At 35.4% G+C, this 14,745-nt stretch carries 15 protein-coding genes; 6 read left to right on the forward strand and 9 right to left on the reverse strand.

Annotation, left to right across the window (positions count from 1 at the left end; genetic code table 11):
• The first annotated feature begins 482 nt into the window (after positions 1-482).
• The 3 genes from BW926_RS11765 to BW926_RS11775 all read left to right on the forward strand — a co-directional run bounded on the left by BW926_RS11765 (position 483) and on the right by BW926_RS11775 (position 3,859).
• Positions 483-1,403 carry a M28 family peptidase gene (locus BW926_RS11765; RefSeq protein ID WP_076447303.1) on the forward strand — a complete coding sequence of 307 codons (921 nt, stop codon included), beginning with the start codon at positions 483-485 and terminating at the stop codon, positions 1,401-1,403.
• A 169-nt stretch (positions 1,404-1,572) separates the two neighbouring features.
• Positions 1,573-3,411 (forward strand): ABC transporter ATP-binding protein, encoded by a 1,839-nt coding sequence (locus BW926_RS11770; RefSeq protein ID WP_076447304.1) that lies wholly within the window; start codon positions 1,573-1,575, stop codon positions 3,409-3,411.
• A 100-nt stretch (positions 3,412-3,511) separates the two neighbouring features.
• Positions 3,512-3,859, forward strand: a complete 348-nt coding sequence (locus tag BW926_RS11775; RefSeq protein WP_076447306.1) for a DUF1801 domain-containing protein — start codon at positions 3,512-3,514, stop codon at positions 3,857-3,859.
• Between the two features lie 508 nt (positions 3,860-4,367).
• Here BW926_RS11775 and BW926_RS11780 read toward each other — a convergent pair.
• The 5 genes from BW926_RS11780 to rsfS form a co-directional block, all read right to left on the reverse strand.
• Positions 4,368-5,021, reverse strand: a complete 654-nt coding sequence (locus BW926_RS11780) for a phosphatidylserine decarboxylase family protein (protein WP_076447307.1) — start codon at positions 5,019-5,021, stop codon at positions 4,368-4,370.
• A 4-nt stretch (positions 5,022-5,025) separates the two neighbouring features.
• Positions 5,026-5,898, reverse strand: coding sequence for a phosphatidate cytidylyltransferase (locus tag BW926_RS11785; protein WP_076447356.1), 873 nt, complete (start codon positions 5,896-5,898; stop codon positions 5,026-5,028).
• A gap of 24 nt (positions 5,899-5,922) precedes the next feature.
• Positions 5,923-6,504 carry an LUD domain-containing protein gene (locus BW926_RS11790; protein ID WP_076447309.1) on the reverse strand — a complete coding sequence of 194 codons (582 nt, stop codon included), beginning with the start codon at positions 6,502-6,504 and terminating at the stop codon, positions 5,923-5,925.
• Between the two features lie 134 nt (positions 6,505-6,638).
• The gene (ftsH, locus tag BW926_RS11795; RefSeq protein WP_076447310.1) at positions 6,639-8,657 is read right to left on the reverse strand and encodes an ATP-dependent zinc metalloprotease FtsH; all 2,019 of its coding nucleotides are present in this window, start codon (positions 8,655-8,657) and stop codon (positions 6,639-6,641) included.
• A 16-nt stretch (positions 8,658-8,673) separates the two neighbouring features.
• Complete coding sequence (gene rsfS, locus BW926_RS11800; protein WP_076447312.1) at positions 8,674-9,042, reverse strand: ribosome silencing factor; 369 nt, start codon at positions 9,040-9,042, stop codon at positions 8,674-8,676.
• A gap of 86 nt (positions 9,043-9,128) precedes the next feature.
• Between rsfS and BW926_RS11805 the strand changes: the two genes are divergently transcribed.
• Complete coding sequence (locus BW926_RS11805; protein WP_076447313.1) at positions 9,129-9,842, forward strand: biotin--[acetyl-CoA-carboxylase] ligase; 714 nt, start codon at positions 9,129-9,131, stop codon at positions 9,840-9,842.
• Here BW926_RS11805 and BW926_RS11810 read toward each other — a convergent pair.
• From BW926_RS11810 to BW926_RS11825, 4 genes are read right to left on the reverse strand one after another with little or no spacing between them, the layout of a single operon-like run.
• The gene (locus BW926_RS11810) at positions 9,836-10,948 is read right to left on the reverse strand and encodes an LptF/LptG family permease (protein WP_076447315.1); all 1,113 of its coding nucleotides are present in this window, start codon (positions 10,946-10,948) and stop codon (positions 9,836-9,838) included. The genes BW926_RS11805 and BW926_RS11810 overlap by 7 nt on opposite strands.
• 9 nt (positions 10,949-10,957) lie before the next feature.
• On the reverse strand, positions 10,958-12,091 hold the full coding sequence (gene tgt / locus BW926_RS11815; RefSeq protein ID WP_076447316.1) for a tRNA guanosine(34) transglycosylase Tgt: 1,134 nt from the start codon (positions 12,089-12,091) through the stop codon (positions 10,958-10,960).
• A 7-nt stretch (positions 12,092-12,098) separates the two neighbouring features.
• On the reverse strand, positions 12,099-12,494 hold the full coding sequence (locus BW926_RS11820; RefSeq protein ID WP_228403444.1) for a DUF4296 domain-containing protein: 396 nt from the start codon (positions 12,492-12,494) through the stop codon (positions 12,099-12,101).
• Positions 12,467-13,183 carry a polyprenol monophosphomannose synthase gene (locus tag BW926_RS11825; RefSeq protein WP_076447318.1) on the reverse strand — a complete coding sequence of 239 codons (717 nt, stop codon included), beginning with the start codon at positions 13,181-13,183 and terminating at the stop codon, positions 12,467-12,469. Before BW926_RS11825 ends, BW926_RS11820 begins: the two co-directional genes overlap by 28 nt.
• A gap of 83 nt (positions 13,184-13,266) precedes the next feature.
• Here BW926_RS11825 and BW926_RS11830 point away from each other — a divergent pair, with 83 nt between their 5' ends.
• Positions 13,267-13,929, forward strand: a complete 663-nt coding sequence (locus BW926_RS11830; RefSeq protein ID WP_228403445.1) for a DUF4271 domain-containing protein — start codon at positions 13,267-13,269, stop codon at positions 13,927-13,929.
• An 11-nt stretch (positions 13,930-13,940) separates the two neighbouring features.
• A complete protein-coding gene (locus BW926_RS11835) occupies positions 13,941-14,681 on the forward strand; it encodes a uroporphyrinogen-III synthase (protein ID WP_076447360.1) in 741 nt (246 codons plus the stop codon).
• Positions 14,682-14,745: the final 64 nt, after the last annotated feature.

Below are 14,745 nucleotides of genomic sequence, written 5' to 3' on the forward strand. Positions count from 1 at the left end.
TACTGATGAGTTCCAGATTATTAGTTTTTTAAATTGCAATCCAAAATTGCTAATTTTCTTGGAACTTTTTTGTCTAAATAAGTTTAAACAACTTCCAGGTCAAATTTCGTAGAAAATCCTCTTTTTCCTTTACTTAGATGGGGTAAAATCCATTTCTCTATTTTATCTTTGCTGATGAGTTCCAGATTATTAGTTTTTTAAATTGCAATCCAAAATTGCTAATTTTCTTGGAACTTTTTTGTCTAAATAAGTTTAAACAACTTCAGCTTTAAATTTTAAAAAATATACAGCGCCGCTTCACTTATTTTGAAAAACAAACTCTTCATAATTGTATTGCTTTAATAAATCTACGCCATAGTTTATCTTAATATAAACAAGGAATGAAGAAAAGCCTTTGTCTAGTCTTTCGATCAAAATAATTAAAATTAAATTGCAACATTTCCGTTTCAACTGCGACAGATTGTTTATAAATTTTATTCAAAATGAAAAAACTAGCCTATATTACCTTTTCCCTTTTTTCAATATTTACCTTCGCGCAGGAAGTTTCCAAAGAAAGAATCCGGACTGTGATTTCCACCTTGGCTTCCGATGAAATGAAAGGCCGTGAAATCGGAACACAGGAAAATGAAAACGCAGCCAATTATATTGCAAAACTTTTTAAGGAAAACAATTTAGAATATTGTACCGGAACTTCTTACCTGGTTCCATTTGATTATAATGGGAAAACAACATATAATGTTTGTGGAATTAAAAAAGGAAAAACTGATAAATATTTAGGATTCTCCGGACACTTCGATCATATAGGAACCAGCGATAATCCAAAGGATCATATTTATAACGGAGCAGATGATGATGCCAGCGGAATCATGACTTTAGTAGGAATTGCGGATTATTTTAAAAATAAAAAACCTGAATTCTCCATGGTTTTTATGGCTTTTAATGGTGAAGAAAAAGGAATGCTGGGTTCAAAAGCGATTTCTAAAAATAAAAATTTAGATAAAATTTATACTAATCTTACTGCCCTTTTTAATTTTGAAATGGTAGCCACAGAATCCGCATTCGGTAGAAACACTCTGTTTATGACTGGTAATGAGTTTTCTGACCTTGATGAATTATTCAATAAAAGTGTAACAAACGGTTTAAAAATAAATCCGGATCCGTATGCTTCTGAACAATTATTTTACAGATCTGATAACGTCAGTTTCGTTAAAAAGAAAATCATAGCACATTCTTTTTCAACAGTTGATATGACGAAAGCAGCCCATTATCACAACGAAAACGATGACATTAACGTTGTCGATCTTGATAATATGGCACAGATTATAAATAATTTTGGAAAGACATTAGAAAAATTAGGTCCTAAGAATTTTGCTCCGAAATATAACGATAAAGTGAAATTTTAATAAAATTTTAAAGACAAGATAAACCCGTCATTTTATGCTAGTTTTTTATTTGAAACAAAGTATTTTGTAACAAAACAGAACTTATAAGAACATATTAGTAAAGTAAAACAAGGTTGGAAACGTCTAATCTTTTAATTTTACGTAATTTTGCTATCAATTTTTTTATTGAATGAATCAATATCTTAAAATACTAAAGTTCGCGAGGCCGCACCGAAAATATATTTACGGAAGCTTATTTTTCAACATTATGTATTCTGTATTCCAGATTGCTTCACTAGGGACGATCCTTCCGGTTTTGGGAATGCTTTTCGGAACTATAAAACCCGAAAAATATGAATCTGCACCTGTTTATTCCGGGGAAGTGACAGATTTTCTATCATATTTAAAAGAATATTCCAATTATTATGTTCAGACTCTGGTCACGGAATATGGAGCATTAAATGTTTTGGCGTGGCTTTGTATCGTCACTGCCTTTATGTTTTTATTGAGAAACCTCTTCAGATATTTAGGAGCTTTTTTATTGATCAATTACCGGGTGGGTGTTACTAAAGACCTTCGTGGAGCTATGTACAACAAAATACTTTCGCTTCCCGTTTCATTCTTTACGGAACGGAGAAAAGGCGACCTGATGTCCCGAATGTCAAATGATGTGGGTGAAGTAGAAGGTAATATTTTAGGCAGTTTGATCGAACTGATCAATGCTCCTTTCATGTTGATCAGCACATTGATTACCTTATTCTTTTTAAGTCCTGAAATGACCCTTTTTTCATTGCTTGTACTACCGGTTATGGGAACCATGATTGCGCTGGTAGGGAAAAGCTTAAAGAAGGATTCTCATGAAGCGCAGCACGAAATGGGTACTATCTTCTCTATTGTAGATGAAACTTTAAAATCTTCAAAAGTGATTAAGATTTTCAATGCTGAGAAAATAATGAGCAGTAGATTCACACAATCTATGGGCAGATGGATCGCAAGCTCAATAAGTCTTGGAAGGAAAAAGGAACTTGCGTCTCCGATGAGCGAATTTTTAGGATCAATTACATTCTTAATTATTGCCTGGTACGGCGGAAAACAAATTATCGTTGAGCAATCTATTTCCCCCGCAGATTTTCTTGTTTTTTTAGGAATGTTCTTCCAGATTTTACCGCCTGCAAAAAGCTTATCAACCTCCATTTCTAATGTTCAGAAGGGAGAAGCTTCCCTTGAAAGGGTACTGGATATCCTGGATGCCGATGTAAAAATCGATGAAGCAGTAAACCCAGTTACCATTTCAACGCTTAATAATCAGATTGAATTTAATAATATCGGATTCTATTACGATAAAGACCATACTATTCTTAAAAATTTCTCTTTAATTATCCCTAAAGGAAAAACGATTGCACTTGTTGGACAGAGTGGGAGCGGAAAAACAACCATTGCCAACCTTTTAGCAAGATTTTATGATGTTTCAGAAGGTGAAATCCTTATTGACGGGACAAATATTAAAAATTTAAAACTAAAAGAATACCGTCAGCTTTTAGGAATGGTAACCCAGGAATCCGTTTTGTTCAACGATTCCGTTTACAATAATATTTTGATGGGTAAGCCTGATGCTACCCGCGAAGAAGTAATTGCAGCCGCGAAAATTGCCAATGCAGATTCATTCATCAGCCAGCTTCCGGAAGGATACGATTCTAATATCGGGGATGATGGAGGAAAGCTTTCTGGAGGTCAGAAACAAAGGGTTTCCATCGCCAGAGCAGTATTAAAAAATCCTCCGATTATGATTTTGGATGAAGCAACTTCTGCACTGGATACAGAATCCGAAAGATTTGTGCAGGATGCTTTGGAAAAAATGATGGAAAACAGAACTTCACTGGTAATTGCCCACCGACTTTCGACCATTCAAAAGGCTGACTGGATCGTGGTAATGGAAAAAGGAGATATCGTAGAACAAGGAACCCATCACGACCTCATCGCCAAAAAAGGAATGTACCACAAGCTTGTTGAGCTGCAGAATTTTGATTAAAGAAAGGCAGGAAGCTCGAAGAGGGAAGCTGGGAGTTTGCTAACGTTATATTAATCTTCCTGCTTCAAGCCCCCATCTTCCTTTCAAATAAATTCAAAATATGAATCCCATACAAGAGTATTTCTACAGAGTTGAAGAGCCTGAGAGAAGTACTCTTCTTTTTTTGCGGGAAAAAATCCTGGAATCTGATACGGAAAATATTACAGAAGCATTGAGTTTTGGCTTGCCGTTTTTTAAGTATAAAAAGAAAATGATGTGTTATTTTTATTTCAGTAAAAGGCACAGACAACATTACATAAGTTTTTATCACGGCGACAGGCTTGATCATCCACTGCTTCTTCAGGAAGGCAGAAAGAAGTTTAAAATTCTTTTAATTGACATGGAAGAGGATTTGCCCGTGGAATTGATTTTGGAGTTGATTGATGAAGTGAAAAAGTTTATTAAATAACCTGAGTTCGGGATAAGTATTTTGTATAATTAACAAAAAATTATTAATTTATACTTAGTTCTTTCATTTCTTGATCAATTTTTTGATTTTCAGGATAGAAAAATCGTTGTAAACCAGAAATAATGAAGTCATCTCTTAAAGATCTGAAAGCTAAATCATCAAAATATAATATTTAAAATAATGATTATCAATTAAATTACAATTATTATTATTTTCTTATCCCGAACTCAGGTTAAATGAATTATAGGTTGCAGATTTTAGGTTGCAGTTTGCAGCAGTAATTTAAATGTTTTAGATTTTGGCTAAAGCCAAATTGGAATCTTATCCCTTTGTTAAACGGGCTAAAGCCCGCTCCTATTGATGGAAATATTCTGTTTGAATTTCAATTCAAATAATCATTTCCCATTTGTGTTCATTCGTGAAAAAATTCGTGCAATATGTTTTTAAATCAAACAAAAAAAGACCGCCTTTTCCGAAACAGCCTTTTCAATATTTTTAAGTTGAAATCTTAATCTTTCATTCTTGCGATCACGTCCAAACCACCTTTTGTGATGTCTCCGATCTTACAGATAATCTCCGTATCTAAAGGCAGGAAAACATCCATTCTCGATCCGAATTTTATGAATCCGAACTCATGCCCTGCTTTTGCTTCATCTCCTTCATTACAGTAGAAAACAATCCTTCTTGCAACGTATCCTGCAATCTGTCTGAAAACCACTTTATGGTTCGTTAAACTTTCAACAGCAACCGTTGTTCTTTCATTTTCCGTAGATGATTTTTCGTGCCATGCTACCAGATATTTTCCGGGATGATATTTTTTATAAATAACCTTCCCTGAAACCGGATATCTGCAGATATGAACATTCAGCGGCGACATGAAGATTGAAACCTGGATCGCTTTTCCTTTGATAAACTCATCTTCTTCCACTTCTTTAATCATCACCACTTTCCCGTCTACCGGCGCGACAACATTCTCCCTGTGTTCCTGAATATCACGGTCTGGAACTCTGAAGAACCAAAATACCAAACTGTAAACCACCAATAAAGGCAGTAAGATCGCCAATGACCACATTTTAAGAAAATAAATCGCCAAAGCACCTAATATGATAAAGAGTATGGTTGCTACGGTAATTGTTCCTTTTGATTCTTTGTGTAATTTCATGAGATTAAATAAATTTTTCTAAAATAAAGTACAAATATACGACAGGAACGCAGATTAAAAAACTATCCAGCCTGTCCAATACCCCTCCATGCCCCGGAATGATGTTTCCACTGTCTTTTACCCCGAAATTTCTTTTCAGCTGGCTTTCCACAAGATCGCCCGCCGGAGCAAATGCAGCTACTAAAAATCCTACAATTATCCAATTTCCGCGAAGGTCTGGCTGGTAATGTTCAATAAAATAGGATAAAATTAAGGTTAAGACTACTCCCCCAATGTATCCTTCCCAGGTTTTCTTGGGAGAGATTTTAGGAGCCATTTTATGTTTCCCGAAGAATTTTCCGGTCAAATAGGCAAAAGTATCACTGCTCCAGATTAAAAAAAACAGGAAAAGAACTTCCAGTGAGAATCTGTCATCAAATCTTGAAAATTTCGGTAAACCCAATGCAAAACTAAATGGTAATGCAACATAAATTACCGTAAAAATAAGCTTCCCGCTATCGTAATACAATTCGTTTGGATATTTAAACAGAGTGACCATTGCGATGAGAATGAGCAGTAAAGCCAGAATTTCGCTTATCCTGAAATCAAAAAAGAAATCAAAATGAAAATATCTTTTGGAGAAAATATAAAAAATAATAATAATTAAAGGTAGAACAACCCATCTTTCATAGCCGTCCCCGAATTTCATAATTTTAAAACATTCCCAGGAACCTATGGCCAGCAAAAGTGTGATTAACCCATAATATAAATATTCCTGTTTTACAAGATCCGGAGAAATGCTATTGATCAGCTTGGCTCCAAACGGAGTGGTACAAAGAATAATGATTGCTACATACACAATTCCCGAAAGTGTTCTTTGAATAAGGTTTTTGTCCAAAATTTTGATTTTAAAAGTTGACACTTAATCTTCAAGCAGCAATAAAAATAGCTTTGTATTGGTATTGGAAGATGTGTCGAGCTTCGACTGGCTTCCGCTGATAGAAGTAAGATTTTTAATATTTCCGTTTCTTTTGATTTTCCCCATGGCATCATTCAGGTTACTCACAATCTGTGAAACATTGGCCATTATAATAATTCTATCGGGTAGTCTAGAAGAATGATAATGCAGAATATTATTATGAGAAAGCATGATTCTTCCGTCATAAGCAATCAGATATTCGCAGGTAATAAAAGCTGCATCATTTTCAGCTTGCAATTCCGAAGAATAAGTTGATTTCACAACATTCAGGAAATTTTGTAGATCTTTATCCCAACAAAAAATATTGTGAATACTTTCTATTTTAATGATCTGGTTCAAAGTTTTAAGAGCCTCTGCCTCATCAGCACAGTAATTGAAAAACCCTCCGGAATGCGTAAACAATTGTGCAAACTTATAATCAAGATCTGCATTTTTCAGCGAATCTCCTAGCTTTTCCAGACTCTGTTTTTCTTCTTCCTCAGGCTGGTTGGTAAGTTTGCTTACAATCCTCTTAAATAAATTCAACTTGATCTATTTTTAGTCCCTTTATACAAAAATATAAATTAATTAAATAGAAATCCAAAAACATGCCGATAAATAAGAAAAAACCTGACAATTTTAAAACTGTCAGGCTAAATTTATTTAGTTTAAGAAAAAACTTAAAGTTGGGTTGGGCTTTCAGGAGCCTGAATTTCACTTTCTTCTTCCTTTTCTTTATCTTTAATAATAATTGGTTCGGGTTGTTCACTTGTCGTAGGAATTGTATTGGTAACAGGCTTTTCCGTTAATTCCGGATCCCACGCTCTTTTTCCGAAAACCTCTTCCAGGTCTTCACGGAAGATTACCTCTTTTTCCAAAAGCTTATTCGCCAAAGCATCCAACTTGTCTTTATTTTCCGTTAAAATCTGAATCGCCCTGTCATATTGATTTTCGATAATTGATTTAATTTCAATATCAATTTTCTTAGCTGTTTCTTCAGAATAAGGTTTTCCGAAGGAATATTCAGACTGACCTGAACTGTCATAATAAGAAATGTTACCAATATTTGTACTTAATCCATAGATCGTAACCATTGCCTGAGCTCTCTTCGTTACACTTTCCAAATCTGAAAGTGCACCTGTAGAAATATTGTTAAAGATTACTTGCTCTGCTGCCCTACCACCTAAAGTTGCGCACATTTCGTCCAACATTTGCTCGGTAGTTGTCAATTGTCTTTCTTCAGGTAAATACCAAGCTGCACCTAATGAACGCCCCCTCGGAACAATTGTCACTTTTAAAAGTGGTGAAGCATGTTCTACCAGCCATGAGATTGTTGCGTGACCAGCTTCGTGATATGCAACTCTTCTTTTTTCAGATGGCTTAATCGCTTTATTTTTCTTTTCAAGCCCGCCGATGATTCTGTCTACTGCGTCAAGGAAGTCTTGTTTCGTTACTGAAGCGTGGTTATTTCTTGCCGCGATCAATGCTGCTTCATTACAAACGTTTGCAATATCCGCCCCACTGAATCCGGGAGTTTGTTTTGCTAAAAACTCTCTGTCTACATTATCATCAAGCTTGATTTTCTTTAAGTGAACATCAAAAATCTGTCTTCTTTCATGCAATTCCGGAAGGTCTACATAGATTGAACGGTCAAAACGTCCTGCTCTCATCAAAGCTTTATCCAGGATGTCTGCTCTGTTGGTTGCTGCCATTACGATAACGTTTGTATCTGTTCCGAAACCATCCATTTCAGTAAGAAGCTGGTTCAATGTATTTTCTCTTTCATCATTTCCACCGGAAAAATTATTTTTTCCCCTTGCACGTCCGATGGCATCGATCTCATCAATAAAAATAATTGCTGGAGATTTAGCTTTAGCCTGAGCAAAAAGATCTCTTACTCTTGAAGCACCAACCCCAACGAACATTTCAACGAAATCTGAACCTGAAAGTGAGAAGAACGGAACTTTGGCTTCTCCCGCTACTGCTTTCGCCAATAACGTCTTACCTGTTCCTGGAGGTCCCACCAAAAGAACACCTTTAGGGATTTTACCTCCCAATTTTGTATATTTTTCTGAGTTTTTCAAGAAATCTACCACCTCCTGAACCTCCTCTTTAGCACCTTCCAAGCCTGCAACATCTTTGAATGTCACCTGAATTCTTTCTTTTTCATCGAAAAGTTTTGCTTTTGACTTTCCGATAGAGAAAATTTGTCCACCAGGGCCTCCGCCTCCGCCCATCTTTCTGAAAAGAAAGAAATAGAATAATCCAAAAATAGAAATCCAAACTAGCGCAGGAACTAAAATCTCCATCAACGGACTTTTACCGGTACCATAATCTTTCGTTGTTTTTATGGTTGGATTCTGCGCTCTTATCTGATCAAATTTTTGAAGGAAAAGCTGAAGGTCACCATATTTAACAGAAAAATCTGCATTCGGAGTCATTGAGAATGCAGAAAGCGGATCATTTTCTTTGGTTTTATTAACCATTGCCGTTTTTGCAGCCTGCGTTAGGAACACATCGGCTTTCTCAGTATCTTTGTAAATTATAATGTTCTGAATTTTTCCCATTTGCATCTCTCTGAAGAAACCGTCTTCATCAATAGCCTTTGTACTGCTATCACCAAAAAAATTAGGGATAAAGAATAACAAAAGAGCTATGATTGCGATAGGAAAAAACCAGTTAAATCCTTTATTGTTCATTTATACTTTTTAAAATTTAAAATTCATTTTCAATCTTTGTAATGACAGCGTCACCCCAAAGCTCCTCTATATCGTAGTACTCACGTACTTGTTTTTGAAAAATATGAACCACCACAGAAACATAATCTACCAAAACCCACATTGCGTTTTCGGTACCCTCTACGTGCCAAGGTCTTTCTTTTAATTCATTTCTTATTTTCTTTTCCACACTTCCTGCCAAAGCAGCTACCTGTGTATTGGAATTTCCGCTGCATATTACAAAAGTCTCAGCCACAGAGTTTTCGATGTTTGAAAGATCAAAGATCATAATATCTTCTCCTTTTACATCCTGAATTGCTTCAACGATTTTATCTAATAATTCTTGTTTTTCTGCTGTTTTATTCATTAAAAAATACTATAATCTGCAAATTTATTGTTTTTCTTTTACTTTAGCCTTACTTTTGGTTCTCGAAAGTCTTAAAGTTTTCTTAAATGAGTCAACTATTTTACCTGAAAGAGTGTCCTTCTACTAATGACGAAATTTCAAATTTTTTACTTTATGAAAATTCGGATTTTGTAACACTATATACATTCAATCAAACCAGAGGCCGCGGTCAGTACGGAAATACATGGTCATCAGTTGCTGAAAAAAATTTAGCATATACATTGGCGGTAAAGACTCAAAACTTCCCGCTTTCCGATTTTATGTTCAATTATTATACCGCAATTATAATGAGGGATTATCTTGCCAATTTGACTGAAAACAATGTAAAAATAAAATGGCCGAACGATATTATCCTTAAAAATAAAAAAATTGCGGGAATTTTAATTGAAAAGAAAAAAATTAATCAAAATAATTACTTCATTATTGGGTGTGGAATCAATATTCTTCAGGAAGAATTTGATGAAATATCTAATGCCGGATCAATTTTTACGCAAACAGGAAAACGTTTTAAGCTTGAAAAATTTGCTATAAATCTTAATAATTTTTTGCTTAAAAAATTAAAAACCTTTCCTACAGAAGATCAAATCATGAATATTTTCAACTCTCATTTGTTCAAAAAGGATGAAATTTCTGTTTTTGAACTGAATAAAATGCGACAAAATGGCATCATTCGAAAAGCAGACGAAAAAGGTGAGCTCCTTATTGAGTTTGAAGACGGCCTGCAATCTTTTTATCACAAAGAAATAAAACTACTCTACTGATTGGCTCTTTTGAGATAAAGATAAGCTGCAAGCGGGAAAAACACCATATTCGGGATCCACATACCTAAGGCAGGCGAAATACTTTTATTCTCTGAAACAATCTTCAGTGCTTCAAATGAGAATACAAAAACAAAAGCCAGGGAAATCCCTAACGCCAGGTTAATTCCCAACCCCCCACGTTTCTTTTGTGAAGAAAGCGAAAGTGCTAGAAACGTTAGAATTACGATAGACACGGGCATTGAAGTTCTCTGATGAAGCTCATTGAGATGTGCATTCAGGTTGCTGTTTCCTTTTTCCGTTTCTCTCTGGATGAATTTTAAAAGCTCAGGAGTTGTCTTATTCTGCCCCAAAAGCTCATTTGGGAAAAGCTCCTCGGGGTCATGCCCGAAATTTTTCTTTAAATCAAAGCCATTAGAAAGCTTTTCGGTATCATCCTTATTGATGGTTTTCTCTGTATAAGAACTTAATACAAAAAGTTTTTTATCCTTATCCCAGCTCACATCGGATGCTTTTAATTCATGGATCATCCTTCTGTTTTTATCAAATTTCTGATACACAAATCCGGAACCTCTTTTTTCTCTTTTGTTCCAGGAATTAACGAAAATATACTCTGCTTTGCTCAATTGTGCGGAAACAGGAGCGGTCCCGAGCACTTTTTCTTTATTGGTAGCATTATAAGTGTAAGCTTCCAGCTGATTTTTCTGGATATTCGCCCAAGGCAATACAAAATGGTTGATGATCAATGAAATAATTGCAATAAATAAGGAAGTGATAAGATAAGGCCTTGCAAACCTGTGAAAACTGGCACCGCTACTGATAACCGCCACAATTTCAGTATTGTTTGCCATCCTGGAAGTAAAATAAATGACAGAAATGAAAACCAGAATCGAAAGAAAGGTCATCACCAGATTAATAATCCAGAATGGATAAAAATGAATAAGGAAGTACGTAACATTTAATTTTGCATCAATTGCCGTGGCATTTTCTATTCTGGGAATTTTCTGCTGTACATCAATTACCAAAACCACTATAGACAACAATATCAGCATGAAACTGAAAGTTCCAAGGTATTTTTTTACGATATATCTGTCTATAATTTTTAACATATACTTATTTTAAAGCCTTTGTCTGAGAACCGGCACTACGGAATTTTTCCACTCGTAGAAATCACCCGCCATGATGTGCTCTCTTGCCACTTTTACAAGATCCAAATAAAACGCTAAATTATGAATTGAAGCAATTTGTTTTGCCAGATATTCTTTTGAAACGAATAAATGCCTCACATAAGCCTTCGAATATTCTCTATCTACGAAACTTGTACCAAATTCATCCAAAGGCGAAAAGTCTTTTTTCCACTTTTCATTTTTCAGGTTCATAACCCCTTTCCAGGTGAAAAGCATTGCATTTCTTGCATTTCTTGTAGGCATTACGCAATCCATCATATCAATTCCCAGGCCTATAGATTCCAGAATGTTCCACGGAGTTCCTACCCCCATGAGGTATCTTGGTTTTTCTTTAGGCAGAATATCGGTAACCTCATCTGTGATTCTGTACATTTCCTCTTCAGGTTCGCCCACGGAAAGCCCGCCAATGGCATTTCCTTCTGCCCCTGCTTCAGCAATTACTTCTGCAGAAATTTTTCTTAAATCTGAAAATGTAGAACCCTGAACGATTGGGAAAAGCCTTTGTTTGTGACCATATAATTCGGGATTATTCTCTGTCCATTCAATACATCTTTTCAGCCATCGGTGTGTGAGCTCCATTGATAATTTTGCCTGCCCGTATTCGCAAGGATAGGCTACACATTCATCAAAAGCCATAAAAATATCGGCCCCGATCTGCCTTTGGATCTCCATGGATTTTTCAGGAGTAAACATGTGGTAGCTTCCATCGATATGAGACTTGAATCTTGCCCCTTCTTCGGACATTTTCCGGCTGCTCGCCAATGAAAATACTTGAAAACCTCCGGAATCGGTAAGAATCGGAAGATTCCAGTTCATGAATTTATGCAGTCCTCCTGCTTCCTGCATCACTTCCATCCCCGGACGAAGGTAAAGATGATAGGTGTTCCCCAAAATAATCTGGGCTTTTATATCTTCTCTCAGTTCTCTCTGGTGAACGGTTTTTACACTTGCAACCGTACCTACCGGCATAAAGATCGGGGTTTGGATTTTCCCGTGATCTGTGGTAAGCTCTCCCGCCCTTGCCTTGCCTTCGGAGGTTTTTTCTATAGTAAAAAATTTCTGCATCTTTTAATTATCTTGCGAAATTCGGGACATTGCCGTTTTTCTTCAATTTATCCTTTACATACTGATCCGCTTTTGGATCTTTTTCTATTAATATTTGCTGTGCATTCTCTACAATTCCGTTCATTTTTTCTTTTACGACATAATATCTGAAGCTATCAACAAAATCTTTCGGCTTTACATTATGTGTTTTCAGAACGTATCTTGTTCCTGCTTCCAGGTTAGAATTAGGGTACATATAAGTGGCCTGGTCGTTTATGGCCAGATCAGCCATAATTTCAGCCATCTGATCTTTTGGGACTAGATTTTCAGGTTTATCGATATAATCTCCTTCACAAGAAACGACGAACATCAGAAGGAAAATGAAGATCAGCTTTTTCATAATCTGTTGATTATTGATTTCCATTTTAAATTTAAAACTCCAAAAACCGCTTCATGAATGATCCCGCCATTCATTTTGCTTTCTCCCAGAATTCTGTTTGTAAAAATAATGGGTACTTCTACAATTTTGAATCTTTTTTTAAAGGCCCGGAACTTCATTTCAATCTGAAACCCATATCCTTTTAACCTTACATTATCCAGCCCGATCTCTTCCAACACCTTTCTTGAAAAACAAACGAAACCTGCTGTGGTATCATGAATGGGTAAACCTAAAATGAATCTTACATATTTCGAGGCAAAATAAGAAAGTAACACCCTTCCCATGGGCCAGTTCACAACATTTACTCCTTTGGAATAGCGTGATCCTATGGCCATGTCTGCATTTTTACAGGCTTCAAAAAGCTTAGGCAGATCGTTCGGGTTGTGAGAAAAATCTGCATCCATTTCGAAAATGTAATCGTATTTGTTTTCGATTGCCCATTTAAAACCATGGATATATGCTTTTCCCAGACCATCTTTCATGTGTCTTATAGATAAGTGAAGGTAATGTGGAAATCGTCTCTGCAAATCCTTTACCATTTCCGCAGTTCCATCAGGAGATGAATCATCCACTACTAAAATATGAAATTCATCTTCCAATGCAAAAACCGCGGAAATAATATTTTCAATATTTTCCTTTTCGTTGTAAGTCGGAATGATGACCAGTTTTTTCATTTCAATTTGCAAAGATAGTTTATTTAACCTTTTTATTTTATACAAAATAATCTATAATTTTGCAAAAAATTATTCAGTTGCTATTGTCACAAAACATTACAAATCAAATAAGAATACCTGAGAATAACGATTGGGTTATCTTTATATTACTGGGCTGTATCTTTTTATACCTCTTTATGATGAATATCGTAGAGAGGGAAGCCAACCTGAGGGATTTTCTGCTTCAAAAATATTTTGATGCAAGCAACAACTTGCCCAGTTGGGTGATTACTTCTTGTGTGACAGCTCTTTTATTATCCGTTGTAATCTCGCAATATATTCCTGTAGTTCCGAAATTTATTGCTGGTCTGCAGCTTTTCGGATTTCAACTGAATAAATTTGGGTTTTGCTTAATTGCCATGATCTTTTTTTATCTGATAAAATCATGTTTGGGATTTTTATTTTACCAAAGTATTGGCGATGGAAAAAAATGGTCGATTTTTTATTTTACCTCCACAAAATTTTATTTCGTTCTTTCATTTTTACTGATAATTTTATGTATAACCCATTATTATTTCCCGATAGACAGAAATAAAATGTTTTTATACTATTTGTGGTTTTTTTCTTTCGTATTTATTTTCAAGGTTTTTTTCTATTTATTTCACAAAAACAACGTCTTACCTGAAAAATGGTATTATAAATTTTTGTATATTTGCACCCTCCAAATTGCACCTCTTTTGTTGCTTTGGAAATTATTATTTTTTTAATAAAGTCAATGATGAGAATAAAGTCTATATTGGTATCTCAACCAGCGCCTAGCGAGTCGTCTCCGTATTTGGATATTGCGAAGAAGGAAAAAATAAAGATTGATTTCCGTCCTTTTATCCACGTCGAAGGAGTTGACAATAAAGAATTAAGAACACAGAAGATTGATCTTACGCAATATACGGGAATTATTTTCACCAGTAAGAATGCTATTGATCATTATTTCAGATTAGCAGAAGAACTGCGTTTTGCGGTTCCTGATACAATGCGATATATCTGTCAGTCTGAGGCTATTGCAAATTATCTTCAAAAACATATTGTTTACAGAAAAAGAAAGATCAGCTTTGGGGAAAAGAATTTCTCAGACCTGCTGCCTCTTTTCAAAAAGTTTCCTACGGAAAAATATCTGCTGCCATCATCTGATGTGATAAGCCCGGATATTGTAAAAACAATGGAAGCTTCTAATGTAGACTGGACAAGAGCAATCATGTACAGAACAGTATGCAGTGACCTTACGGATATTAATATTAAGGATTATGAGATGCTGATTTTCTTTAGCCCTCAGGGAATCAAATCACTGCAGCAAAATTTCCCGGATTTTAAGCAAGAAGAAACTAAAATCGGGGTTTTTGGTGCGACTACTTCAGCAGCAGCGGAAGAAGCAGGTCTAAAGGTAAATCTGATGGCTCCTACAAAAGAAACGCCTTCCATGACAATGGCATTGGAAAAGTATATTAAAGCTCTTCACAAGTAGGCTTTATCATAAAATATAAGTGAACCGTCTTTTCATCTCAGGAAAGATGGTTTTTTTTTAATTA

It is taken from the genome of Chryseobacterium sp. RU37D, assembly GCF_900156075.1.
Taxonomy (GTDB): Bacteria; Bacteroidota; Bacteroidia; order Flavobacteriales; family Weeksellaceae; genus Chryseobacterium.